This is a genomic window from Hydrogenophaga pseudoflava NBRC 102511, assembly GCF_001592285.1.
GTDB lineage: Bacteria > Pseudomonadota > Gammaproteobacteria > Burkholderiales > Burkholderiaceae_C > Hydrogenophaga > Hydrogenophaga pseudoflava.
The window spans coordinates 364,305-388,697 of sequence record NZ_BCWQ01000002.1 but is presented as its reverse complement, the minus strand read 5'-3'; the positions used below and the strand labels follow the sequence as shown (position 1 = coordinate 388,697).

At 68.8% G+C, this 24,393-nt stretch carries 25 protein-coding genes; 9 read left to right on the top strand and 16 right to left on the bottom strand.

Annotated features, from left to right (window positions below; genetic code table 11):
• Positions 1-38: 38 nt before the first annotated feature.
• The 3 genes from fdxA to HPS01S_RS04710 are packed head-to-tail and all read right to left on the bottom strand — an operon-like array spanning position 39 to position 1,936.
• Entirely contained in the window at positions 39-362 is a 324-nt protein-coding gene (gene fdxA / locus HPS01S_RS04720) for a ferredoxin FdxA (RefSeq protein WP_066151725.1), read from the bottom strand.
• 13 nt (positions 363-375) lie between these two features.
• Positions 376-672 (bottom strand): DUF2249 domain-containing protein, encoded by a 297-nt coding sequence (locus tag HPS01S_RS04715; RefSeq protein ID WP_066151723.1) that lies wholly within the window; start codon positions 670-672, stop codon positions 376-378.
• A 46-nt stretch (positions 673-718) separates the two neighbouring features.
• Positions 719-1,936, bottom strand: coding sequence for an NnrS family protein (locus tag HPS01S_RS04710; RefSeq protein ID WP_066151721.1), 1,218 nt, complete (start codon positions 1,934-1,936; stop codon positions 719-721).
• Positions 1,937-2,058: 122 nt separating this feature from the next.
• Between HPS01S_RS04710 and HPS01S_RS04705 the strand changes: the two genes are divergently transcribed.
• The gene (locus tag HPS01S_RS04705; RefSeq protein ID WP_066151719.1) at positions 2,059-2,562 is read left to right on the top strand and encodes an Rrf2 family transcriptional regulator; all 504 of its coding nucleotides are present in this window, start codon (positions 2,059-2,061) and stop codon (positions 2,560-2,562) included.
• Positions 2,559-2,999 carry a hemerythrin domain-containing protein gene (locus HPS01S_RS04700; RefSeq protein ID WP_066151717.1) on the top strand — a complete coding sequence of 147 codons (441 nt, stop codon included), beginning with the start codon at positions 2,559-2,561 and terminating at the stop codon, positions 2,997-2,999. The genes HPS01S_RS04705 and HPS01S_RS04700 overlap by 4 nt, the downstream gene beginning before the upstream one ends.
• Here HPS01S_RS04700 and HPS01S_RS04695 read toward each other — a convergent pair.
• From HPS01S_RS04695 to HPS01S_RS04680, 4 genes are all read right to left on the bottom strand, one after another.
• A complete protein-coding gene (locus HPS01S_RS04695) occupies positions 2,965-5,133 on the bottom strand; it encodes a copper-transporting P-type ATPase (RefSeq protein WP_066151715.1) in 2,169 nt (722 codons plus the stop codon). The two genes, HPS01S_RS04700 and HPS01S_RS04695, sit on opposite strands and share 35 nt — an antisense overlap.
• 10 nt (positions 5,134-5,143) lie before the next feature.
• A complete protein-coding gene (locus HPS01S_RS04690) occupies positions 5,144-6,193 on the bottom strand; it encodes a YVTN family beta-propeller repeat protein (RefSeq protein WP_066151713.1) in 1,050 nt (349 codons plus the stop codon).
• A 37-nt stretch (positions 6,194-6,230) separates the two neighbouring features.
• On the bottom strand, positions 6,231-6,659 hold the full coding sequence (locus HPS01S_RS04685; RefSeq protein ID WP_157576089.1) for a hypothetical protein: 429 nt from the start codon (positions 6,657-6,659) through the stop codon (positions 6,231-6,233).
• Between the two features lie 82 nt (positions 6,660-6,741).
• Positions 6,742-7,251, bottom strand: a complete 510-nt coding sequence (locus tag HPS01S_RS04680; protein ID WP_255284151.1) for a c-type cytochrome — start codon at positions 7,249-7,251, stop codon at positions 6,742-6,744.
• A 101-nt stretch (positions 7,252-7,352) separates the two neighbouring features.
• Between HPS01S_RS04680 and HPS01S_RS04675 the strand changes: the two genes are divergently transcribed.
• The 6 genes from HPS01S_RS04675 to HPS01S_RS04650 all read left to right on the top strand — a co-directional run bounded on the left by HPS01S_RS04675 (position 7,353) and on the right by HPS01S_RS04650 (position 13,671).
• Complete coding sequence (locus HPS01S_RS04675; RefSeq protein ID WP_066151709.1) at positions 7,353-8,039, top strand: heavy metal response regulator transcription factor; 687 nt, start codon at positions 7,353-7,355, stop codon at positions 8,037-8,039.
• Positions 8,039-9,418, top strand: coding sequence for a heavy metal sensor histidine kinase (locus HPS01S_RS04670; protein WP_066151707.1), 1,380 nt, complete (start codon positions 8,039-8,041; stop codon positions 9,416-9,418). The genes HPS01S_RS04675 and HPS01S_RS04670 overlap by 1 nt, the downstream gene beginning before the upstream one ends.
• 150 nt (positions 9,419-9,568) lie before the next feature.
• Positions 9,569-9,982: a PepSY domain-containing protein gene (locus HPS01S_RS04665; protein WP_066151705.1), complete on the top strand. Its 414-nt coding sequence runs from the start codon at positions 9,569-9,571 to the stop codon at positions 9,980-9,982.
• A 27-nt stretch (positions 9,983-10,009) separates the two neighbouring features.
• The gene (locus HPS01S_RS04660) at positions 10,010-10,486 is read left to right on the top strand and encodes a DUF2271 domain-containing protein (protein WP_066151703.1); all 477 of its coding nucleotides are present in this window, start codon (positions 10,010-10,012) and stop codon (positions 10,484-10,486) included.
• A 10-nt stretch (positions 10,487-10,496) separates the two neighbouring features.
• Positions 10,497-12,704 carry a PepSY domain-containing protein gene (locus HPS01S_RS04655; protein ID WP_066151701.1) on the top strand — a complete coding sequence of 736 codons (2,208 nt, stop codon included), beginning with the start codon at positions 10,497-10,499 and terminating at the stop codon, positions 12,702-12,704.
• Positions 12,685-13,671 carry an FAD:protein FMN transferase gene (locus HPS01S_RS04650; protein WP_066151699.1) on the top strand — a complete coding sequence of 329 codons (987 nt, stop codon included), beginning with the start codon at positions 12,685-12,687 and terminating at the stop codon, positions 13,669-13,671. The genes HPS01S_RS04655 and HPS01S_RS04650 overlap by 20 nt, the downstream gene beginning before the upstream one ends.
• A gap of 40 nt (positions 13,672-13,711) precedes the next feature.
• Here HPS01S_RS04650 and dmpG read toward each other — a convergent pair whose 3' ends face one another.
• From dmpG to HPS01S_RS04605, 9 genes are all read right to left on the bottom strand, one after another.
• Positions 13,712-14,725, bottom strand: coding sequence for a 4-hydroxy-2-oxovalerate aldolase (gene dmpG / locus HPS01S_RS04645; protein ID WP_066151698.1), 1,014 nt, complete (start codon positions 14,723-14,725; stop codon positions 13,712-13,714).
• Positions 14,726-14,735: 10 nt separating this feature from the next.
• Entirely contained in the window at positions 14,736-15,674 is a 939-nt protein-coding gene (locus HPS01S_RS04640; RefSeq protein WP_066151829.1) for an acetaldehyde dehydrogenase (acetylating), read from the bottom strand.
• Between the two features lie 5 nt (positions 15,675-15,679).
• Positions 15,680-16,465 carry a 2-keto-4-pentenoate hydratase gene (locus tag HPS01S_RS04635; RefSeq protein WP_066151696.1) on the bottom strand — a complete coding sequence of 262 codons (786 nt, stop codon included), beginning with the start codon at positions 16,463-16,465 and terminating at the stop codon, positions 15,680-15,682.
• 10 nt (positions 16,466-16,475) lie between these two features.
• Positions 16,476-18,023, bottom strand: coding sequence for a bifunctional 3-(3-hydroxy-phenyl)propionate/3-hydroxycinnamic acid hydroxylase (locus HPS01S_RS04630; RefSeq protein ID WP_255284150.1), 1,548 nt, complete (start codon positions 18,021-18,023; stop codon positions 16,476-16,478).
• Positions 18,020-18,958, bottom strand: coding sequence for a VOC family protein (locus tag HPS01S_RS04625; protein ID WP_066151693.1), 939 nt, complete (start codon positions 18,956-18,958; stop codon positions 18,020-18,022). Before HPS01S_RS04625 ends, HPS01S_RS04630 begins: the two co-directional genes overlap by 4 nt.
• A complete protein-coding gene (locus HPS01S_RS04620) occupies positions 18,955-19,803 on the bottom strand; it encodes an alpha/beta fold hydrolase (protein WP_157576087.1) in 849 nt (282 codons plus the stop codon). Before HPS01S_RS04620 ends, HPS01S_RS04625 begins: the two co-directional genes overlap by 4 nt.
• Before the next feature lie 40 nt (positions 19,804-19,843).
• Positions 19,844-20,815 carry a Bug family tripartite tricarboxylate transporter substrate binding protein gene (locus HPS01S_RS04615; protein ID WP_066151689.1) on the bottom strand — a complete coding sequence of 324 codons (972 nt, stop codon included), beginning with the start codon at positions 20,813-20,815 and terminating at the stop codon, positions 19,844-19,846.
• 67 nt (positions 20,816-20,882) lie between these two features.
• Positions 20,883-21,863 carry a tripartite tricarboxylate transporter substrate-binding protein gene (locus HPS01S_RS04610; RefSeq protein WP_084397039.1) on the bottom strand — a complete coding sequence of 327 codons (981 nt, stop codon included), beginning with the start codon at positions 21,861-21,863 and terminating at the stop codon, positions 20,883-20,885.
• A gap of 34 nt (positions 21,864-21,897) precedes the next feature.
• Positions 21,898-23,742 carry an AMP-binding protein gene (locus HPS01S_RS04605; RefSeq protein ID WP_255284149.1) on the bottom strand — a complete coding sequence of 615 codons (1,845 nt, stop codon included), beginning with the start codon at positions 23,740-23,742 and terminating at the stop codon, positions 21,898-21,900.
• A gap of 201 nt (positions 23,743-23,943) precedes the next feature.
• Between HPS01S_RS04605 and HPS01S_RS04600 the strand changes: the two genes are divergently transcribed.
• Positions 23,944-24,384 (top strand): MarR family winged helix-turn-helix transcriptional regulator, encoded by a 441-nt coding sequence (locus HPS01S_RS04600; protein WP_066151684.1) that lies wholly within the window; start codon positions 23,944-23,946, stop codon positions 24,382-24,384.
• Positions 24,385-24,393: the final 9 nt, after the last annotated feature.

The following is a 24,393-nucleotide window of genomic DNA, read 5'->3' as shown; positions in this document are numbered from 1 at the left end:
TCGCGGGCACAGAGCCCGCCCATCCGGGCCGGGCGGATTCAGCGTTCGAGCTGGTCGCGTTTGTCCTGGACCGTGCTCCAGGTGTCGGCGTCGGGCAGCGCCGGCTTGGTCCGTGTGATCGGCTTCCACACGCGCGCCAGCTCGGCGTTGAGCGGTGTGAAGTCCCGCTGGTCGTTGGGAACGTCTTCTTCGGCGTAGATCGCCGAGACAGGGCACTCCGGGACACAGACCGCGCAGTCGATGCAGTCGTTGGGATCGATCACCAGGAAGTTCGGTCCTTCCCGGAATGCGTCCACCGGACAGACATCGACGCAGTCGGTGTACTTGCACCGGATGCACGATTCGGTCACCACAAAGGTCATGGTTGGCTCCCGGTCAGCCGCCGCACGAGCCGCAGCAGGAATCCACCCCGTGCACAGGCTGGCTGTCGGCCGGTTTGGCGATCTGCACGCGCCACTGTTCAGGGCCGCTTTCCAGCATGGTCCAGCTGAAGGCGCCATAGAGGCCGCTCTCGAACTGCCCGCGCAGCGGCTGCGGGTTGTGGTCGTTGATGAGCTCCATGGCCGCGCCGGGTGGCAGGGCCTTGAAGGTGGAGAACACCAGCGAGTGGCGTTCGCGCGGCGCAATGCTGCGCAGGTCGACGGTGGGGGTGGGAGCGGTGATGGTGTTCATGAGCAGTTCCTTGAGTGGTTGAAGAGGGAAGGGTTGAGAAAGCGCGTCAGCCGTCCTTGCCGTCGAAGCGCGTCTTGAGCAGCCAGGGCGTGTAGATAAAGAGGTAGATCGCAAACGCCACCGACCAGCCGGCGGCAGACAGCACCAGGGCCATGGGCAGCCACGTCGGCAGGGCCAGCGGCAGCAGCACGCGGACGGCGGCCGCCAACATGACGAGCACATAGGCCGTGGTCTCCGGGCGGGACACCTGCAGTGCGCGCCCGGTGTGGCCGCGGGCGGTGCGGGTGATCATGCCGATGATGAGACCGGCGGTGGCTCCGATGGCCAGCGCATGCACGCCGGCCGACACGCCGATCCAGCCGAACCGGGCCGCTGCCAGCAAGGCCAGCCCGAAGGGGATCCAGGCGTGCGACAGGTGCAGGATCCAGAGGATCGGGCGGTGCCTTGTGATCGCAGGCCGCCACTGCAGCAGCCGCACCACCTGGGCCAGCGCAGCGAACAGAAGGGCCAGGCCACCGACCAGGTTCCAGCCTGCGGCGGCGGGTGCGAAAACCCACAGCAGCAAGCCCAGCGCGGTGAGCGCCATCGCGGCGCGCTCCACCGGTGCGCGCACCTGGAGTTTCAGACCCGGCGTCGCGCTCATGGTGAAGGCCGGAATCACCCGGCCCGCGATCACGCACTCGATCATCACGATCAGCGCCAGTGCGGCGTGCAGAGGGACCAGCGGAGAAATCTCCAGGACACCGGTCACGCCCAGGTGAAAGACGCCGTTGGCCAGCGCGAGCAGCATCAGCATGCCCGCCAGCGGCAGGTTGCGCCGGTTGCGCGCGCGCAGCAGCAGGCGGGTGAGCACCGCGGCCACCAGGGGCAGCAGCGCCAGGTCCAGCACGGCATACAGCGTGTAGGGCCCGGTCACGGCGGCCACCCGGGCCGCCAGCCACAACAGGGCCAGGGCACCCAGGAAGGCGCCGCGCGGCGTGGCCAGCCCGGTCCAGGCTTTGACCGCGGTCAGCAGGAAGCCCAGGATGACCGCGATCGCAAAGCCGAACAGCATGTCGTGCGCGTGCCACAGCAGCGGGGGCAGCGCCATCGTGAGGTTCCACTGGCCCAGGAACAGCGCCACCCACAGCGGGATCGCGAGCAGCGCGAACACCGCAGCGCCCAGGTAGAAGGGCCGGAATCCGAGCCTCAGCAGCGGCCAGCCCCGAGGCTGTGGCGCGGCAGGAGGTTCGGACGGGGATGCGTGCAAGGGCAGGGTGGTCATGGTGGGGGGACGTTGCAGAAGCTGTCGGGCCGCTGCAAAGACCTCATAAGAAGCATGTGAAATGAATATTAAACCCAAACGGCCTTTAAAGAAATATACTTGGTACCTCTTTAGGGGCTTCCATGCGACTTGCCGAGTACACCGACTACACCTTGCGCGTGCTGATGTATTGCGCGGCCCGCCCGCACCAGATGGTGACCATCAGCGAGCTGGCCGAACACCACAGGGTGTCCAGAAACCACCTGATGAAGATCGTCACCGACCTCGGTCGACAGGGCGTGCTGGAAACCACGCGCGGTCGCGGTGGCGGACTGCGCCTGCTGAAAGATCCGGCCACGGTGCGCATCGGGGATGTGGTGCGCGCCTCGGAGACCGACTTCCGCCTGGTCGAGTGTTTCGACCCGGGTTCCAACCAGTGCACGCTGTCACCGACCTGCCGCCTGAAGGGCTTGTTCAACGCCGCGCTGGGGGCCTACCTCAGGGAACTCGATGGCACGACCCTGGCCGACCTCGTGGCGCCCGCATCGCCGCGGGGCACCGCGACGGCTGTGCCGGTGGCGGCGCCCCGAAGCCTTCGAAAGCCCACGGGCAAAGCAACACCTGTTATTCCACGGAGCCTTCCATGAACATCGACAAACTCAAACACCAGCACCAGGACATCATCGGCGCCATATCGGCCCTTCGGACGCTCGCGCAGGCGGGGGTGGCGCAGAACGCCGCCGACATCGCAAGGCTCGTCGTCAGCATGAGCTCCACCATCAAGCTGCACCTGGCCGTCGAAGACCAGGCGCTGTACCCGGCCCTGCGGCGTGGAGGCAACCCCGAGCTGGCGCGCATGGGCCAGCAGTACCAGGAGGACATGGGCCCGATTGCCCAGGCCTACGACGCCTTCGCCCGTCGCTGGAACCGGCCCGAGAGCGTTCGCAGCGACGAGCAGGGCTTCCGCGACGATGCCAACCGCGTGCTGCGCATGGTGCACGAGCGCATGCAGCGCGAGAACCGCGACTTCTATCCGCGCATCGAGGTGTCTACTGGCTCCGCAGGCGCAGCGCATTGCCGATGACGGACACCGAGCTCAGGCTCATGGCCAGCGCGGCGATCATCGGCGAGAGCAGCCAGCCGGTGAACGGATACAGCAGCCCGGCGGCCAACGGAATGCCCAGCGCGTTGTAGACGAAGGCGAAGCCCAGGTTCTGTTTCATGTTGGCCACGGTGGCCACCGAGAGTTCGCGCGCGGTGGCGATGCCGCGCAGATCCCCCTTCACCAGCGTGAGCTGGGCGCTGTTCATCGCCACGTCGGTGCCGGTGCCCATGGCGATACCCACATCGGCGCGCGCCAGTGCCGGGGCGTCGTTGATGCCGTCCCCCGCCATGGCCACCACGCGGCCCTCGGCCTGCAACCGTTCCACGAGCCGGAGCTTGTCGGCCGGCTGCACCTCGCCGTGCACCTCGTCGATGCCCAGGCGCTGGCCCACCGCGTGCGCCGTGGTCAGGCCATCGCCGGTGGCCATCACCACGCGGATGTGCGCGCGGCGCAGCGACGCCAGGGCCTCGGCGGTGGTCGGCTTGACCGGGTCGGACACCGCCAGCAGGCCCGCCAGTTGCCGGTCCACGGCCAGGTACATCACGCTCGCACCCTGACCGCGCAGCAACTCGGCCTCGTTCGAGAGCTCCGTGGTGTCCACACCCTGCTGGTCCATCAGGACCGTGTTGCCCAGTGCCAGCACCCGCCCGCCCAGCACCCCGTGCACGCCAATGCCCGACGCCGAGTCGAACTGCGCAGGCTTTTCCAGCACCAGCCCCTGCTGCCTGGCCGCTGCCACGATGGCCGCTGCCAGGGGGTGTTCGCTGCCCTGGTCCAGGCTGGCCGCCAGCCGCAACACCTCGGTGTCGGAGTGGCCCGCCACGCCCAAGGCGCGCTCGAACCTGGGCTTGCCTTCCGTCAGGGTGCCGGTCTTGTCCACGATCAGGGTGTCGACCTTGCGCAGGTTCTCGATGGCGGCGGCGTCGCGGAACAGCACGCCGTGGCCGGCGCCGCGGCCGGTGGCCACCATGATCGACATCGGTGTGGCCAGACCCAGCGCACAGGGGCAGGCGATGATGAGCACCGCCACCGCATTGATCAGCGCGTAGACCCAGCTCGGCTCCGGGCCCAGCCAGCCCCAGCCCAGGAAGGTGAGCACCGCGATGCCGACCACCGCCACCACGAAGGTGCCCGCCACCTGGTCTGCCATGCGCTGCATGGGCGCCCGGGAGCGCTGGGCCATGGCCACCATCTGCACGATCTGGGACAGCACGGTGGCCGATCCCACGCGCTCCGACCGCATCACCAGCGCCCCGCTGGTGTTGAGCGTGGCGCCGATCAGCGGGTCGCCCACCTGTTTGCCGACCGGCAGCGGTTCGCCGGTGAGCATGGATTCGTCGACGGCGCTGCGGCCCTCCACCACCACGCCGTCCACCGGCACCTTTTCGCCCGGGCGCACCCGCAGCAGGTCGCCGACGTGCACATGCGCCAGCGGCACGTCCTCTTCGCTCCCGTCAACGCCGATGCGGCGCGCGGTCTTGGGTGCCAGCCCCAGCAGGGAACGGATGGCGGCCGAGGTCTGGGAGCGGGCCTTGAGCTCCAGCACCTGCCCCAGCAGCGTGAGCGAGATGATCACCGCCGCCGCTTCGAAGTACACCGCCACCCGCCCCATGGACTGGAACGAGGCAGGGAAGGCCTGCGGTGCGACTGTGGCTGCGACGCTGTAGACGAACGCGGCCCCGGTGCCCAGGCCGATCAGGGTCCACATGTTGGGGCTTCGGTGCACCACCGACTGCCAGGCCCGCATGAAGAAGGGCCAGCCCGCCCACAGGACGATGGGCACCGACAACACCAGTTCGATCCAGCTCTGCACCGCCATGTCGAACCAGCCCAGGCGGTGCCCCGCCATCGCCAGCACCGCAACCACCACCGTGAGCGGCAAGGTGGCCCAGAACCGGCGCTGGAAGTCCGCGAGTTCCGGGTTGTCCTGTTCCTCGGCCTCCGGCATCACCGGCTCCAGCGTCATGCCGCACTTGGGACAGTTGCCCGGGTTCGGCTGGCGGATCTCGGGGTGCATCGGGCAGGTGTAGACCGTGCCCGCCGGCAGGGGCGCCGCAGGCGCCGCCGCCTGCGAATGGGCGGCTGGGTGATGGTGGTGGTGCGGCGCATGCATGGGCCTGCTCCTATGGGGTCACGCTGATGCCGTTGGGGCCGGCCCCCACCGGCACGGTGGCGACCGGCTTGTGCGCGACCAGGTCGATCACAGTGACCGTGTTGTCGTACAGGTTGCTCACATAGGCCTGCCGACCGTCCGCATCGACCACGACCCCGTGCGCACCCCGTCCGGTGCGGATGCTGGCCGTGACCTTGAAGGAGGTCAAGTCGATCACGCTCACCGTGCGTCCGGGGTTCTTGCGGTTGCCCTGGTTCGCCACCAGCAGGCGCTGGCTGTCCGGGGTCGCAAACAGCTGGATGGGGCCGTTGCCGACAGGAACCTTGCGCAGCACTTTGCGCGTCCGCGGGTCGATGACGGCCACCTGGTTCTCCTGCGACAGCGACACGAAGGCCAGGCGACCGTCGCCGGTGAACCCCACCTGGGCCGGCCCCTTGCCCACGGGAATGCTCTCGACTTCCTTGCGGCTGGCCGTGTCGATCACGGACACGGTGCCGCCCTTGAGGTTGGCCACATAGGCCAGCTGCCCGTCCGGGCTCAGCCGGATGCCGTGCGGGAACGCGCCGGTGGCGATGGTGGCCACCACCTTCATCGCCCCGGCGTCCACCACGCTGACGGTGTTGTCGCCGCCGTTGGTCACATAGACCCAGTGGCCGTCCGGGGACACCACCACGTGGGCGGGATGGTTGCCGACCGGCACCTTGCCCACCACCGTGTCGGTGGCGGTGTCGATGGCCCAGACCTCGCCGGAGGCGGCCATGGCGGCGTGCGCGGCGCCCGACATGCCCTGGTGGGCCGCATGGCCGGCGTCGGCGGGCGGCGTTCCGTTGTTGGTCACCCAGACCCGCTGCCCGTCGGCGGTGGCCTGGACGTTGTGCGCGCCTGCGCCGACGGTGACGGTGCGCACGGTCTGGCGGGTGTCGGTCGCGATCACGCTGACCGTGCCGTCGGTTTCATTCGCGACGTACACCTTGGGCGCGGCCAGGGCGGCGGAGATCCCGCCCAGGGCGAGGCAGGCGGACAACAGGGTGAATCGCATGGGATGGTTTCGGATGTTCATGTGGGTTCCTCAAGCCTTGACCTGGTCGCCAGACCGGTCACTGGGCGCCTGCGCCAGCGGGCGCCTGCGGCATGCGCTGCATCATCATTTCCATCATGTCCATGCCTTCCTGCATGGCCTTCATGTGTTCGGCCATCAGGGCCTCCCGTTCGGCCGGCGTGGTGGCGGCCGCCATCCGGGTGCGCAGCGACTGCATGGCCGTCATGTGCTGCTGCATGCGCTGCCGCATCTGCGGCATGGACGACATGCCCATGGACATGCCGGCCTGGGGGGCCGCTGTCTGCGGTGGGGTCACGGCGGGTGCCGCCGCGGGCGCAGCGGGCGCGGGCGTGGCCGCTGCAGCGGGTGTGGCCGGGTGGTGCTGGTTGTGGTCGGCAGCCTGCTGCGCTGTGGCGGAGAACGCCGCGCCGGCGACGGCCACGATCAGAAGAGTTCGGGTCAGGGGGGCATGTCGATTTCCTTTCATGACGGGACGCATGGCGGGATGCCATGTGGTCACTGTAGGAATCGGCCCGGGTCGCCAACATGACCCGAAGATGACAAAAATGTCAGCTTCCGCCCGGCGCACGCTGCGGTGCCTGGCGGTTGACCTCGTCGTGGAGGCGCCGGGTCTCGGGTGTCCAGCGGGACTTGATCCAGGACAGAACGGCCACGATGTCGTCGTCGCTGAGCGTGCCGCCGTAGGCGGGCATGTTGGTCTCGTAGTCCGGCAGGCCCGCCGCCCGGGCCACACCGTTTCTGGTGATCTCGAACAGCACCTCGTCGGGGTGGTGCCAGGTGTGGCCGGTTTCATCGTGGGGCGGGGCCGGCAGTCGACCATCGGCGCCGCGCTCGCGCCAGTTGGCCTGTCCTTGCAGGTTGGCTCCGTGGCAACTGGCGCAATGCACGCGGTAGAGCTGCCCACCCCGCGAGAGCAAGGCTGGATCGTCCGGGCGCAGCAGGCCCGCAGGGCGGGCCTCGGATGGGCCGGACAGGCGCCACCACACCAGGGCAGCGGCCACCCCGGCCAGTGCCAGGCCGACCAGTGCCCGGCGCGCGGTCTCGGATTGCAGTGTCACTTCGCGGGCTACCCGACACTTTCCTGTCGGGTGGATTACAAAATGGTCATCTTAGGCCAGGGCGCACGTGGCACAGGCACACTGGGGGCTGGAGAACACACGTGAAAATTCTGATCGTTGAAGACGAGCCCAAAGCCGGTGACTACCTCCGGCAAGGCCTGCGCGAGGCGGGCTATGCGGTGGACCTCGTCACCAACGGCGTGGACGGCCTGCACCACGGTCTGCAAGGCGACCACGACCTGTTGATCCTGGACGTCATGCTGCCCGGCATGGACGGGTGGCAGGTGCTGCGCAGCCTGCGCGCCCAGGGGCGCCAGATGCCGGTGCTCTTCCTCACGGCCCGGGACCAGGTCGAGGACCGCGTCAAGGGACTGGAACTGGGGGCAGACGACTACCTGGTCAAACCGTTTTCGTTCGCCGAGCTGCTGGCGCGGGTGCGCACCATCCTGCGGCGGGGCCGCTCCGGCATGGAGGCCACCACCCTGCAGGTGGCCGACCTGGAACTGGACCTGCTGCGCCGGCGCGTGAGCCGGTCCGGCAAGCGCATCGACCTGACGGCCAAGGAATTCGGCCTGCTGGAGCTGCTGATGCGCCGGCAGGGTGAGGTGCTGCCGCGCTCCCTGATTGCGTCCCAGGTGTGGGACATGAACTTCGACAGCGACACCAATGTGATCGAGGTCGCCATGCGCCGCCTGCGGGCCAAGGTGGACGACCCCTTCGAGCCACGGCTGATCCAGACCGTCCGGGGCATGGGGTACGTGCTGGAAGCGCCCGAGGGCGCGCGCTGATGCCGGGACGGCTCTCGCTCACCGCGCGGCTGACCGCGTTCTACACGCTGGTGTCGGCCGCGGTGCTGTTGGGCATGGGCGTGCTGGTGTCGCTGGCCACCGAGCGGCACTTCGTTGAACTGGACCACGACTACCTGAAGGACAAGATCGGTCTGGTCCAGAAGATCGTCCGGGAGTCCCCTTCCCAGGTGGTTTTGTCCACCCGGCTGGACGAACTGCTGGGCAGCCACCACGGCCTCTTCATCGAGCTTCGGCAAGGCGACCGGCTGGTGTACGGCCAGACGGCCCCCGGCTTTCCTGCCAGCCTGCCCACCGCAAGCTCCGGCGCCGATCCCGTCGACTGGTCCGAGGGCGCTCGAACGCTGAGAGGATTGTCGTCCGAGGTCGACGCCCCGCACACGGCGCTGCAGCTGCGCATCGCCCTGGACACGGCCCACCACGCGCACTTTCTGCAGGGCTTGCGCCAGACACTGGCGGTGTACCTGCTGGGCGCCATCCTGGTCAGTGGCCTGCTGGGCTGGTGGGCGGCCCGCCGGGGCCTGGCGCCCCTGCGGGTCATGAAGGAACGCGCCATGACGGTCACGGCCCAGAAGCTGGACCAGCGCATGCCGGTGGACGCGGTGCCGGCGGAGTTCGCCGACCTGGCCCAGAGCCTGAACACCATGCTGGAGCGCCTGCAGGCCGACTTCGCGCGGCTGCAGGAGTTCTCCAGCGACCTGGCGCACGAACTGCGCACCCCCATCAACAACCTGCTGACCCAGACCCAGGTGTCGCTGGCCCAGAAAAGGGACGCGAGTGCCTACCAGGACATCCTCGCCTCCAACGCCGAAGAGTTCCAGCGGCTGGCCCGCATGGTCTCCGACATGCTGTTTCTGGCCAAGACGGAACACGGCATCGAGCTGCCCAACCGGGAGGCGATATCGCTGGACCAGGAAACGCAGGCGCTGTTCGAGTTCTACGACGCGGTGGCCGATGAAAAGCACATCCGGCTGTCGCTCACCGGCCATGCGGTGGTGATGGGGGACCGGCTGATGGTGCGGCGTGCGATCGGCAACCTGCTGTCCAATGCGCTGCGGCATTCACCGGCCGATGCCGAGGTGGCGGTGGTGATCGAGCAGCAGGGTGCGGACACCACGCTGTGCCTCACCAACACGGGGCCCACCATCTCACCCGAGGTACTGCCGCGTCTGTTCGACCGCTTCTTCCGGGTGGACAAATCGCGCAGCCACCCGGACTCCGACGGCGCCGGTCTGGGCCTGTCGATCACCCAGGCCATCATGGCGGCCCATGGCGGTGCCGTGACGGCCCGTTCCAGCCATGGCAGCACGACCTTCTGCCTCGTGTTTGCTCGCTCGCATCCCGACCGGGCTCCCGTCTGACGTCACCCGGCCCCGCTCCCTGCTGGTGGTCGCTGAACGCATCCTGAATGGGCCATTCAGCGCCGCTTCAGGGGGGTGGTACAACAATGCCATGCATCCACAGCAGATGCGGTGAACGCATGCTGACCGATCCCTTTTCAGGAGCGTCCCATGAAGTACCCCCTCGCTTTGCGCCATGGCGTGCTGGCCGTTTCCCTGGGGCTGGCCACCCTGACCAGCTGGGCCGGTGACGATTGCGACGCGCCGCTGAACCGCTGGCAAACGCGTGAGGCCGTGCGGCAGATGGCCGCGGCACAGGGTTGGCAGATCCAGAGGCTGAAGATTGACGACGGCTGCTATGAGATTCGTGGCACCGATGCGCAGGGACGCAGCTTCAAGGCCAAGATCGACCCGGAAACCTTGAAGGTGCTGAAGATGAAGCAGGACACCCACCGGCGTGACCGGGACGGGGCGCGTGGCCGCGGTGACGAAGGACGCGAGGACCGTCCGCCGCCATCGGACCGAGCCGCAGACCCATCGCTTTCGCCAGCCAACGGCACCGCGCCGAGCGGTCAGACCCAGTAAGCCAGCCATCTCTACAGGAGCCTCACCATGTCCAAACCTCTCATGTCCATTCTGGCCACCGCCTGCGCGCTGGCCCTTCCTTCCCTGGCGCACAGCCGTCAGCTCACGCTGGCGGCCCAGCTCAAGAACTACGGCGGCGACGGTGCCTACCTGGCGGCCTATCTCACCGATGCCAAGGGCACCTATGTGCGCACGCTGTGGGTGGCCGGTGGCAAGGCCAAGTACCACAAGCACCTGTCGGACTGGAGCCGTCTCTCGGCAGGCGACGCCAAGCGCCTGAATGGCGTGACCGGCGCCAGCGTGGGGGCCGGGCGTACGCTCAATGTGACCGCCGATCTGGCGGATGCACTGATCGACGCCGGCTATGAAATCCGCATCGACGCCGCGGTGGAGGACATGCGGGACAGCCCGTCGGAAGTCCGGATTCCGCTGTCCACCGCCAACGCGGGCAAGCCGCAGGCCGGCAAGCAGTACATCCAGTCCGTGACCTTCCAGCTCAAGTGATCGGGCCCGCATGAGCTGGAAAGCCATCCACCGCTGGCTGGGTCTGACCCTTGGCACCCTGGCCGTGGTGCTGGGCATCACCGGCGCCATCCTGGCGATCGACCCGGTGCAGCAGGCCTGGCAGGCGCCCGCCGCCCCGGGTGCTCTGCCAGTGGCCACGCTGGTGGAGCGCGTGGCAAGCAGCGTGCCCAGCGCGGAGGAAATCCGCCGCCTGCCTTCGGGGGCCATCGTGGTGTTCAGCTTCGATGGCGATCAGCCGCAGGCGTCCTATGTGGACCCCGCCGATGGCCGGGTGCTGGGTGCGTGGCAACGGTCGGCGCTGCCGCGCTGGGTGAAGAACCTGCACCGCTCGCTGTTGCTGGGCGACGCCGGGCGCTGGGGCGCAGCGGCCACTGCGCTGGCCATGGGTGTGCTGTGTGTCTCTGCCCTGGTGCTGTTGCTGCGGCGCATGGGCGGCTGGCGGCGCCTGGGCGCGCGGGTGCGTGGCACGCTGGCGCAGCGCATCCACGTGGTCGCGGGCCGTGTGGTGCTCGTTGTCCTGTGCCTGACATCGCTCACTGCGCTGACCATGAGCGCGTCGACCCTGGGCCTCGTGGAACTGGACACCCGGGCCGAGCCCGAGGTGCTTTCGGTGGCCACCGGCAAGCCCGACATGCCCGGGGCGCAGCTGGTCGCGCTGCAAAGCCTGGCGGTGAACGACCTGCGCACGCTGACCTTTCCCGGCGCCACCGACCCTGAGGACACCTGGAAGGTCGCCACCGCCCAGGGCCAGGGCTGGATCGACCGGTACTCGGGCCAGATGCTGGCCTGGCAGGACGCCACCCTTGCGCAGCGTGTGTACGACCTGGCCGTGGTGCTGCACACGGGGGAGGCCGCCTGGCTCTGGGCCGTGGTGCTCGGGCTTGTCGGCGCCAGCGTGCTGCTGTTCTGGGTGTCGGGGGTGGTCATCTGGTGGCAGGCGCGTGTGCAGGCACCACGCATCACGGGCAACACCCCGGTGGCACAGGCAGACGTGCTCATCTTCGTTGCCAGCGAAGGCGGCAGCACCTGGGGGTTTGCCCAGACGCTCCAGGACGCTCTTGTCCAGGCCGGCCACCGGGTTCACACCAGCGCGCTGGAGAACTTTCGAACCACGCCGGCGACGCGGCAGGTGTTTGTGCTGGCCGCAACCTATGGCGAAGGCCAGGCGCCCGCCCACGCCAGCCAGGCCCTGGCGCAGATCGCCAGGCTCAAGGCCAGCGCCGTGCCGGTGACGGTGCTGGGCTTTGGCGACCGTCAGTTCCCCGCCTTCTGCGCCTTTGCCAAGGCGCTGGACCAGACCCTGCGCGCGCAGGGGTGGCCGGCGTTGCTGCCGCTGGAGTGCATCCACCAGCAATCGGGCCAGCAGTTTGCGCGCTGGGGCGTGGATCTGGCACAGGCGCTGGGCCAGCCGCTGGTGCTGGAGCACGTGCCCCGCCTGCCACCCACCACCGAACTCACGCTCCTGTCGCGGCAGGACTACCCCAACGCTTCCGAGGCTGGCACGGCGATCCTGCGTTTTTCGTGGCCCGAGCAGGGCCTGGGCGCGCGCCTGCGGGGACACGGGCTGGGCCGGTTTGCCGCAGGCGATCTCGTGGGCATCGTGCCGCCGGGTTCGAGCGTGCCGCGCTACTACTCGCTGGCGTCGGGCCAGGAAGACGGGTTTCTGGAGATCTGCGTGCGCCAGATGCCCGGCGGCCTGTGTTCCACGCACCTGCTGGCGCTGCAGCAGGGGGAGCGCATCCGCGCGTTCATCCGGCCCAACCCTGGCTTTGCGCTGCCGCGGGCGCGGCGGCCCGTGCTGCTGATCGGGGCGGGCACCGGCGTGGCGCCCCTGGCCGGATTCATCCGCCGCAACGACTCGCAGCGCCCGATGCACCTCTACTTCGGTGGGCGCGACCCGGCCCGCGACTTCTACTTTGGCTCCGAGCTTCAGCGCTGGCTCGCCGAAGGGCGCCTGTCCAGCATGCAAACGGTTTTCTCGCGCGTGCCCGACGGCGGCGGCTATGTCCAGGATGCCCTACGCCGGGATGCCGAGCGCGTGCGCGGCCTGGTGGCGCAAGGCGCCATCGTGCGGGTGTGCGGCAGCCGCGCCATGGCGCAAGGCGTGGCCGAGGCGCTGGACGACGTGCTGGCGCCACTGCAGTTGAGCGTGTCGGCGCTGAGGGCCAAGGAGCGTTATGCCGAAGACGTCTTCTGAGTCCGCGGCGTCCTGCACGCGCACCACCCTGCACGGCCCGACCATGGGCACCCGCTGGTCGGCCAGCATCGATGCCGACCGCTCGGTGGACGTGCCGGCCTTGCGCCAGGATCTCGCCGCTGCGGCAGAGCAGGTCGACGGGCAGATGTCGCCCTGGAAACCGGACAGCGACCTCGTGCGCCTGAACCGAGCGCCCGTGGGCGACTGGGTGGACCTGTCCCCTGAAATACTGGAAGTGCTCGACTGCGCATTCGAAGTCCGGCGCCTGAGTGCGGGGGCCTTCGATCCGTGCGTGGGCGCGCTGGTCGATGCCTGGGGATTTGGCGCCGCGCGCGATGCGCCCGACGCGCAAGCGATTCGCGCCGCACGCCAGTCCATGCCGCAGGCCATGAACGCCAATCTGGAGCTGGACAGGCCCGGTGGCCGCGCACGCAAACAGGTGCCCTTGCAGATCGACCTGTGCGGCATTGCGAAGGGCTATGCGGTGGACCGCATGGCCCATGTGCTGCAACAGCACGGCGTTCGGCATGCGCTGGCCGCGCTGGATGGCGAGTTGCGGGCCATCGGCGGCCAGGCGAGCGGCGCGCCCTGGGCCGTGGCGATCGAACGCCCCGAGGCCGGGCGCCGCGCGGTGCACGGGGTTCTCGAACTGGAGGACCTGGCCGTGGCCACCTCGGGCGACTACCGGCACTACCTGGACGTGGGAAATGCGCGCATTGCGCACACCATGGACGCGCGCCGTTGTGCGCCCGTGAACAACACCGTGGCCTCGGTCACCGTGCTGGCGCGCACCTGCATGCACGCAGACGCCTGGGCCACGGCCTTGCTGGTGGCCGGACCCGATGAAGGTCCGGTCATGGCCCAGCGCATGGGGCTGGATGTGCTGTTCCTGTTGCGCCGTGGGGAAGGTCTGACCGAGGTGGGGCTCGGTCGATTCGGCACGGCGCGTCCACGCCTCCCCGGTTGAGGCGGGGCGCCTGACCTGGCCTCGCAAGAGGCCGGCCGGTTCACCGGTCCAGAAGATCCAGCGCGACGTCGACGATCATGTCCTCCTGGCCGCCGACCATGCGCCGTTTGCCCAGTTCGACCAGGATGTCCACCGTCTTCAGTCCGTACTTCTTGGCCGCCGCCTCCGAGTGGCGCAGGAAGCTGCTGTACACCCCGGCGTAGCCCAGCGCCAGCGTCTCGCGGTCCACCCGCACCGGCCGGTCCTGCAGCGGTCGCACGATGTCGTCGGCCGCGTCCATCAGCTTGTACAGGTCCGTACCGTGCTGCCAGCCCATGCGCTCGGCCGCCGCGATGAACACCTCCAGCGGCGCGTTGCCCGCCCCGGCGCCCATGCCCGCCAGGCTCGCATCCACACGGTCGCAACCTTCTTCCACCGCCACGATGGAGTTGGCCACCCCCAGGCTGAGGTTGTGGTGCGCGTGCATGCCGGTCTGGGTTTCCGGTTTGAGCACGTCCTTGAAGGCGCGGAAGCGGTCTCGCACGTCGTTCATGTTCAGCGCGCCGCCGGAGTCCACCACGTAGCAGCAGGTCGCACCGTAGCTCTCCATCAGCCTGGCCTGCTGGGCCAGGTGCTGCGGCGTGGTCATGTGGCTCATCATCAGGAAGCCCACGGCCTCCATGCCCAGCCCGCGGGCGTACTCGATGTGCTGCTTCGAGATGTCGGCCTCGGTGCAGTGCGTGGCCACGCGCACGATGCGCGCGCCGGCCTGGTACGCGGCTTTGAGGTCGTGCACGGTGCCGATGCCCGGCAGCAGCAGGGTGGCGATCTTCGCGTGTGTCACCACGTCGGCCACCGCCTCGATCCACTCCAGGTCGGTGTGCGCGCCGAAGCCGTAGTTGAAGCTGCCGCCTTGCAGTCCGTCGCCGTGGGCGACCTCAATGGAGTCGACCTTCGCTTCGTCCAGCGCCCGGGCAATCTGGCGCGCCTGTTCGACGCTGTACTGGTGGCGGATGGCGTGGCTGCCGTCGCGCAGCGTCACGTCGGAGATGTAGATCTTCTTGTCGGGTTGCATTGGATGCTCCTCAGGCCGCGACTTGACTCATGCGCTCGGCCATGGCCTCGGCGGTGCGCAGCGCGGCGCTGGTCATGATGTCCAGGTTGCCGGCGTAGGCCGGCAGGTAGTGGGCTGCGCCCTCGACCTCGAGGAAGATCGATGTCTTGAGCCCGGACAGGTGGTCGCCCACGCCGGGGATGCGGATGTTCTCGACGCGATCGAACTGCACCGCCTGCTTGAGCCGGTAGCCCGGCACGTAGGCCTGCACGGCAGCGGCCATCTTCGCCACCGATTCGGCGATGGCGTCTTCGGAGGTCGGTTCGCTCAAGGTGTAGACCGTGTCGCGCATGATCAGCGGTGGCTCGGCCGGGTTCAGCACGATGATGGCCTTGCCCTTGGCTGCGCCGCCCACCACCTCGATGGCCTTGGACGTGGTTTCGGTGAACTCGTCGATGTTGGCGCGGGTGCCGGGGCCGGCACTCTTGCTGGAGATGCTGGCCACGATCTCCGCGTAGTGCACCTTGGCCACCCGCGATACCGCCGCCACCATGGGAATGGTGGCCTGGCCGCCGCAGGTGACCATGTTGACGTTGGGCGCGTCCAGGTGCGCCGCGCCATTGACCACCGGGATGCAGTACGGGCCGATCGCTGCCGGCGTCAGGTCCACCAGGCGGATGCCGGGCTTCCTGCTGCGCAGGAAGGCGTCGTTCTTCACGTGGGCACCGGCGGAAGTGGCATCGAAGACGATGTCGATGTCGTCGAAGACGGGCAGACGGGTCAGACCCTCGACGCCTTCGTGGGTGGTCGCCACGCCCAGGCGGGCGGCGCGGGCCAGGCCGTCGGAGGCCGGATCGATGCCGACCATGGCGCCCATCTCGATGTGTTGGCCATGGCGCAGGATCTTGATCATCAGGTCCGTGCCGATGTTGCCGCTGCCAATGATGGCGGCCTTGATTTTGCGGGTCATGGTGTTCACTCGAATTGGCAGGAGACGGTGCCGAGCGAGCCGATGCTGGCCACGACCTGGTCGCCAGCGGCCACGGGCACCATCGGGCCGAGCGCGCCGCTGAGGATGACCTCTCCCGCACGCAGGCCCTGTCCGCGCTCGGCCATGGTGCAGGCCAGCCAGTAGGCGGCCCGCAGGGGGTGTCCCAGGCAGGCGGCGCCCGAGCCTTCGGACACCGTGTGGCCGTTCTTTTTCAGGGTCATCGTCTGGTCGGCCAGCGACAGGGCGTTGACGGCAAAGGGCTGGTTGCCCAGCACATAGAGACCCGAGGACGCGTTGTCGGCCACCGTGTCGACGAGGGTGATCTTCCAGTCGGCGATGGCGCTGTCCACGATCTCCAGCGCGGCCACGGCATGGTCGATGCAGCGCAGGAACTCACCGTAGCTCGGCCGCAGCGCGTCGAGGTCGCGGCCGACGATGAAGGCGATCTCGGCCTCCAGCTTGGGCTGGATGAGACGGTTGACCGGTACCGTGTCGCCATCGAGGTATTCCATGTCGTCGAACAGCACGCCGAAGTCGGGCTGGTCGACGCCCAGCTGCTGCTGGACGGCTTTCGAGGTCAGGCCCACCTTCAGCCCGCACTTTCGATGGCCGTCGGAGCGGTGCGCGCCCTGGTTGATCTCGGCCACCGCGTAGGCGCTGTGGAGGTCGGTGATGCCATAGGCCTCTGAGATGCGGGGAACCGGCAGGCGCTGCAGCCGGGCCGTGCGAAGCGCCGCTGCGGCGGCGACGATGCGGTTGTCATGGGACATGGGGGGACTTTCAACAATCGGGCACGGCCAGGCCGTGCAGGTCGGTGGCCGCAACGAAGCGGTCCGGCCGCAGTGCCAGCACGCGCACACCGGCCTCGCGCATCCAGGCCAGCAGGCCGCCTTCGAGATCGATGACGTCCTCGCCGCCTCCGCCCTGGTCGGTGGGCGAGAGCACGGTCAGGTAGCGCGCACCCAGCCGGTCCCAGCCGGCCTTCTCGTCCGCGGACAGACTTTGGGCGGGGTGGATGCCATCGCCCAGCAGGGCAAAGCCCGATCCCAGCACCTCGTCGAGCAGGCACAGGCGGCCGCGTGCGTCGGCCACGTCCGGCTGAGGCAGCATCTTGCCGATGACGCTGGTGCCGCCGATCGGTCCACGCACCCAGCCGGCGTCCAGGGCAGGGTCCCGGCGGTTGGGCGGTTCGATGGGAGGCGCCCCGCTGTCCGGGGCGGGCGGCGTGATTTCGCGGCGGATGATGCGGCCCAACTGGACGGCGGCCTGGGTCATGAGCTCGACATTGGGTGCCCGTTCCGTCTCGTAGCTGTCCAGCAGCGCTTCGGGCAGGCGGCCCTGCAGCACCTCGACCAGCTTCCAGCCGATGTTGAATGCATCGCGGATGCCCGACTGCATGCCGGCGCCGGCCCAGGGCGGCATCAGGTGGGCGGCGTCGCCCAGCAGGAAGACGCGGCCCGATCGCCAGGTCTGCGCATGCCGCACATGGTGCTTGTAGAACGCGTGCTGGTGGATCTCGATGTCGTCCGGCGAGACGCCGAGCGAGCGCAGCAGCGGCCACAGCTTCTCGTGGGTGTCGAAGTCCGCCACCGACTCGTGGGCCCCTAGCGGGAACTCCCAGCGGTGGTTGCCCTGTGCGAGCGCGATGTCGACCACCGGGCGGTGCGGGTCCGACCAGAAGGTGAGGATGTGCCGCTGCGGCCACCAGCGTTTCACGCGGGCATCGATCACCACCCACTGGGTCTCGCCGGTTTCACCCAGCAGGCGGATGCCCAGGCGTTCGCGCGTGGCGCTGGAGCCACCGTCGCACGCGAGGACGTAGCGGGCGCGGATGTGCCGGGTCTGGCCGCTGGCGAGGTCCCGGACCTCGAGTTCCGCTCCTTCGTGGTCCTGTTTCAGATTGACCACTTCGGTGCCGTAGTGCACCGACAGGGCGGGCGCCAGCCGTTCCCCGGCGGAGCGCAGCACCTCTTCCATGGCCGGCTGGTAGATCGCGTACGAACGGGGATGGCGGCCGAACTTCGAGGGCGGGAAGTCGACGCGCATCAGCTCCTGGCGGTCGTAGGTCACCCAGCGCAGGGCGGCGGTCGGGTCCATGGTCTTGGCCAGGGCTTCGTCGAGGCCGAGCGACTGGAAACAGCGCATGGTCCAGTCGTTGACCGTGACGGCGCGGGCACGCGGGTAGATGCTGCGTTCCTTCTCGAACGCCATGACGCGGATGCCGTGGTGGGCCAGCTTGAGGCTGGCGGCCAGGCCGGAGGGGCCGTAGCCGATGACGGCCACGTCGGTGTCGAAGTCGGCGTGCATGTGCGGGGGGCGGTCTGTCATGGTGTGGTGGGGGCCGGCTGTGGGCGGGGCCGGTGTCCCCAGATGCTGGTGCCCTGGTGCACCTGGGGTGTCCAGGTGGCGTCGTCGATGAGCACACCCTGGCAGCCGAACTCGACGTGGATGCCGGACGGGGTCTGCGCGTAGAACGAGACCATGCGGTCGTTGGTGTGCTGGCCGATGTCCATGCTGATGGGCTGACCGAAGGCGATGCAGCGGTCGCGGGCCTGTCCGACCTGGGTGATGTCCGGTACCTCGACCATGAAGTGGTGCACCCGCTTGGCCGGTCCTGGCCGGGGCGGCCGCGGCGCGAGCGCGAAGGAGTGGTGGCGCTCGTTGGCGTGGAAGAAGGAGATTTCGATGTTCACCCTGGGGGCGGGCTCGAACTCGATGGTGTCACTCAGCCGCAGTTCCAGCACCTCGCGGGCAAAGGCCAGTTGCGCCTGGTAGTCGTCCACCTCGTAGACGATGTGCCCCAGGCCGCCGGCCCCGGTCACGAAGCCCTGGGGCAGCGGGGCGGACCGGAACGGTTCAGGGTCTGGCTCCTGCCCGCAGTAGACCTCGTGGCGATTCCCGTTGGGGTCGGAAAAGTGCACCATCGCGCGCACGCCGCGCAGCGCCCGTTCGCTGACGGACGACGTGTGCCAGGGCAGGCCGAGCCGGTCCAGCTTGCCGCAGAACGCCGCGAGGGCCGCCTCGTCGGCCAGCCGCCAGCCGGCGAACGCGCAGTCGTCGGCCGGCCCCTGGGTCAGCAGCAGGCGCGCCGGTGCCTGGTCCATGCGCAGCCGCAGGCTGGCGCGTCCCTGGTCATCGGCCGCTGCGTCGGCGGCCATCATGCCCAGTACCTCGGTGGCAAACCGGCGCCAGCGCGCCAGGTCGCTGACTTCAAAGCCGAGGTAGCCGAGTTCCAGGACGGGTTGGGTGGCGGTCGCGTTCATGGATTCCTCAGAAAGCTCAGCACCAGGTCGTTGAAGCGCTCGGGGTGCTCCCACTGGGCCCAGTGCCCGCAGTGGTTGAGCAGCACGTAGTCGGCGTTGGGCATGACCTTGAACGAGTCGATGCCCGCTGCCGGGTTGACCTTGTCCTGTTGCCCCCAGATGAACAGGGCCCGGTGCGCCACGCTCGCCAGCCGGGGGTCGCGGCTGATGAAGGTCTCCGGGCCCGGCGGGGTGGGGCGGGGCACGATCGGCGGGTTGGCGCAGATCGCCGGGTCGGCGCTGGCCTCGAAGCGCTGCCGGATCAGCTCGGGCGTGATGAGGCTGCTGTCGTACACCAGGTTGCCGATGAAGGCGGTCAGCTTCTCCAGCGTCGGCCCTTCGCCCAGGTAGTAGCCCTGCAGCTGCCGGATGCCTTCGGTGGGGCCGGTGGCGCCCGGCACCGTGCCGCCGCCCGGGCCCATGAGCACCAGGCGGTTCACCCGCTCGGGCTGTTCCATGGCCACGCACAGGGCCGCCGATCCGCCGAAGGAGTTGCCCACCAGGTGTGCCCGGCCGATGCCCAGCGCGTCCATGAAGGCAATGACCGCCCGCGCCCCGTTCTGGAAAGGCCCGGCGCCGCCGAAGGCGTTCAGGTTCTTGGAGCTCTGGCCCCATCCCGGGAAGTCGATGACCCAGACCCGGAAGGCCCGGGCCAGCGCGTCGATGTTCTTGCCGTAGTTGCTGCGGCCGGTGGCGCCGGGGCCACCACCGTGCAGGAGGATGAGGTCGTCGCCCGAACCGCACACCTCATAGTGGATCTTCCAGGCCACGCCGTCGGGCGTGGTTCCTTCAACGTGGTTGTTCATGACAGGCATTCGTGACAGGGCGGGCACGCAGGGCGCGTGTTCAGTTGATCTGGATGTTCAGCGCCTTGGCCAGCGGCGCCATGGTGCCGGCGTCGTTGCGGATCACTTCGGCCACGGCTTCGGCCGGGGCGTAGGTGGCCGTCATGCCCAGCTTGCGCAGCGCCTGACCCGCTTCCTCCCCGTTGACCGCGGCCGCCAGCGCCGTCGAGAGCCGGGTGAACACGGGCTGAGGAACCCCCTTGGGGAGAAAGAGGGCGAAGCGGTTGGCAGAGAGCACACCGCTGATGCCGGATTCGGCCAAGGTGGGGGTGTTGGGCAGGTACTCGGAGCGGCTGGCGCCGGCCACGGCGAGGGGGGAAACCTTGTCCGAGCCGAGGAAGCCCAGGATGACACCCACATCGGCGCAGAACAGGTCCACATCCCCGTTGATCACCGCCTGCATGCCGGCCTGGGCCGACTGGAACGGAACGTAGGTGAACTGGATGTCGGCGGCCTTGCGCAGCATCTCGCTGGCCAGGTGGTTGGTGGTGCCGATGCCGATGGAGCCGATGTTGGCCTTGCCGGGGTTCTGCCGGGCCCAGTCGAGGAATTCCTTGAGGGTCTTGGCGCGTTTGGGGCCGCCGCTGAAAAACACCTGCTGCGAGGTGGCCACCAGGCCCAGGGGGGGCAGGTCCTTGATGGGGTCGTAGCGCAGCTTCATGATGGCCGGGAACACCGAGGCCGCGCCGGTCGCGGTCAGCAGGACGGTGTAGCCGTCGGGGGCGGCGTGGACCACGTGTTCGGTGCCGATGATGGTGGTGGCACCGGGCTTGTTGTCCACGATGACCGGCTGTCCGAGGTTTTCGGACAGCTTGGGGGCGATGGCCCGGGCGATCAGGTCGGGGGGCGAGCCGGCGGTGAACGGTACGACGATGCGGACCGTGCGTCGGGGCCAGTCCCCCGTCTGCGCATGGATCCAAGGGGTGGTGGCCAGGGCGCCGAGGCCGATCAGTGCTTGTCTACGGTTGTGCATGCTTGTCTCCAGTGGATGGTGAAAAGGCCAGGGCGCGATGCGTTGCCGCGCTGGCCGTTGGTGTTGGTCAGTTCCCGGTGGCCCGGTAGCCCGAGCGCCGGATGACGTCGCGCCAGTGGGTGATGGACTCTCTCAGTTGCTTGTCCATCGCGCTGGCGCCGACGAAGGCCGGTGTGACCGTCAGCTTGGACGCCACGGCTTGCTGCACTTCGACCTTGCCCAGCACCGTGCGCAGCGCCGCTTCCATGCGCGCCACTGCGGCGGGGGGCGTGCCCGCGGGCGCCCACATGCCCTGCCAGGCCTCGTCGACGCGGATGGGGAAGCCCTGCTCCTTGAAGGTGGGCACATCCGGCGCCAGCGCCCAGCGCTGCTCGGCAATGACACCCAGCATGCGCACCTTCTCGCGGGGGTGCTTGGCGGCGTCGCCGGCCACCAGCACGGCCGACGGCAGCTGGCCGCCCAGCAGGTCGACCAGCATGGGCGCGTTGCCCTTGTAGACGATGGGTTCGAGCGGTGTGCCCAGGGCCTGTCCCACCATCCATCCCACGTATTGGACCTGCCCGTTGGGCGCCGGCGTGCCGAAGTTGGCCTGGTTTGGATTCTTCTTCAGCCAGTCTGCGAACTCGGCCAGGTTGCGCGCCGGCACCTGGCCGTTGACGACGAGGGCCAGGGGATAGGACACCAGCTGGGCCACGGGCTGGAGGTCCTTGAGCAGGTCGTAGCGCAGCTCGGCCGGGGTGTACATGGCGCTGGGGAAGATGGCCCAGCCATCGGGCCCCACCAGGAAGGTGTTGCCATCCGGGCGTGCGTTCTTGACGTGTTCGGCCGCCAGCCGACCGCCCGCGCCCGCCTTGGTTTCCACGATGACCGTGGCGCCCAGCTCGCCGGCCAGGTGGTCCGCCAGGATGCGGCACAGCGCGTCGGTGATGCCACCCGGGGCAAAACCGCTCACCAGCCGGATCACGTCCTTGCCCTGGGCGTAGGCGCCGGGCAGGCATGCGGCAGCGGCGCTGCCCGCGGCCACCTGCAACAGGGTTCTTCGTTTCATGGGTGTTGTCTCCTTTGTTGGAATGGCCGGGTGATCAGTCGATCACCAGCACGTTTTCATCGGGGTGGTCTGCGTAGAGGGCGTCCACCCGGTCGCGGCGGTTCTCGAGCACCTTGCGCTGGTTGATGTAGCCCTTGTCGTTGGTTTCGCCCTGTTCGATGGACGGCGGCGCCTGCAGCAGGCAGAGGCGGCGCAGACGCAGGCTGCTGGACGGGTGGCGCGTGTTGTGGGCGCGCAGCTTCTCGGTCAGCTGCTGGCGCAGCAGGGGGTGGGCTGCCAGGGTGCGCACGTCGGCGTCGTGCAGTCCGGTGAGTTCGCGGCAGGCCGCGATGTTCAGCCAGGCCAGGGCACCCACATACGACTGGTCGGCGCCGGTGATCACCACGTCCTGCAGCAGCGGCGCGGTCGCGTCCAGCAGGGTCACGCGCAGGCTGCCCACACGCACGAACACACCGGTCTGCAGCTTGAATTCCTCGGCCACGCGGCCCGCGAACGCCAGCCCCTCTTCGGGGTGGGTGCGGTCCACGAAGCTGGCCGCATCGCCCATGCGGAAAAAGCCTTCTTCGTCCACGCTCTGTGCCGTCAGTTCGGGCTGCTTGAGGTAGCCCGGCGTGACCGCCTGGCTGCGCACGCGCACCTCGTAGCGCTCACCGTCCGGCAGCGGGATCAGCTTCATCTCCACACCGGGGTGCGGCAGGCCGATGAGGCCGGTGCGCTCGGTGGCCCAGTAGACGTAGGTGACGGCCGCCGAGGTCTCCGTGGAGCCGTAGGCGGAGACCAGGGGGATGCGAAACCCGGTGTAGCGCACGGCGTGCCGCTGGAGCGCGGCATGCACGGCGTCGGGCAGGCGCGCGCCGGAATAGGTGAGCCGGCGCAGGTTCTTGAAGAAGCTTTTGCCCAGCACCTCGTCGTGTTCCAGGGCCTCGGCGAGCATGGCGTAGGCCACCGGCATGCCGCTGAAGCGGACCGGCGAGATCTCGCGCAGGTTGCGCAGGGTCTCGGCGAAGTCGGCCGGCGTCGGCCGGCCATCGTCGATGTTGAGCGTGCCACCGTCTTCCAGCACCCCGTTGAAGACCGCGTGGCCGCCGGCCACATGGCTCCAGGGCAGCCAGTCCAGCAGCACGGTTTCCGGGCGGTCGTCGCCCCACTGCACCATCTGCGAGGTCATGGCCATGGCGGTGCACAGCATGCCCTGGGTCACGATGACGGCCTTGGGCGTGCCGGTCGATCCCGACGTGAACTGGTACTTGGCCACCGTGTCGTGCGTGATGCTGGCGACCGATGCGCCCACGCTGGCCGTCACCGGGGTCTGCACCAGACGGTCCCAGGTGATCAGCCGGGGGCGGTCGATGGGGTCCTGCACGCAGACCACCCAGACGTCGTCGCCCAGGGCCCGGATGGCCGGTTCCAGCGCGCGGGCGCTCTGCACGAACACCACCGCGGGTTCGAGCAGCGCGGCCATGGCTTTGAGGCGGGAGAGGTCGCCGGCCATCGCGGCGTAGGCCGGTGTGATGGGGGCGTACGGCATGTGCGCCTGCATGGCGGCCAGTTCCAGCATGCCGTGTTCGAGCGAGTTGCCGCTGAGCACCATCACGGTCGCGCCCGGGCGCTGCAGGTCCAGCAGCCATTGCGTGGCCGCATCGACCTGGGGTGTCGCTGCGCCGTAGGTCAGGCGTTGCCAGGCGCGCTCCGCGCCTCGCCGCTGCGCCATCCACACATGGTCGGGGCGCTGCTGCGCGTTGCGCCGCAGCAGGTGCGGGATATGGGGCTCGAGCGCCTTCAGGGGGACCGGGCAGCGGACGATGAGCGTGCCGTCGGCGCGCTCGTCCAGGGCGACACTGCGTTCGAGGAAGGGCAGGGGGCGAAAGGGAGCAGGCACTGGAGGGTCGTCAAATAATATAAGGTTACTTTATATAAATCTCGGCCAAAAAATGCTATGGAAAACCCTGATGATAAATATAAACACGCTTTATATATGATGGGCGGGAGCCGCAGGCGAGAAGCGCGCTACCATGCCCCAGACCTTCTGGCGGGGCTTACCGACCCGTCTGGGCGTGCAACAAGACAAGAAGTGACCCGGATGGCCATCAATACCCGAGGATTTTTTTACATCCAGCAAGTGGAGCAGCTGGTTCAGCAACGGCTGGAGGAAGTGCTGGCGCCCCATGGCATGACGGCCGGACAGTACCTGGTGATGAGCCTGGTGGCCCACCACGAACCGCTGTCTTCCGCCGAGTTGTCGCGCCTGGCGCGCAAGACCGCCCAGTCGATGGGGGAGTTCGTCAAGACGCTCGAATACAAGGGGTGGCTGGAACGCCGCGACGACCCCAACAACCGCCGGGTGCTGCTCATCTCCACCACGCCCGAGGGGCGGGCGGTGCTGATGCGCTGCGAGGCCGCCGTGGACCAGACAGAGCGCGACTTTTTCAGCTGCCTGCAGCCGGAGGAGCTGGCCACCCTGCGGCATGCGCTGAGCCGGATCCGCAACGCGGTGCAGCAGCGGCAGCAGCAGGAAGGCTGAGCCGGCGGC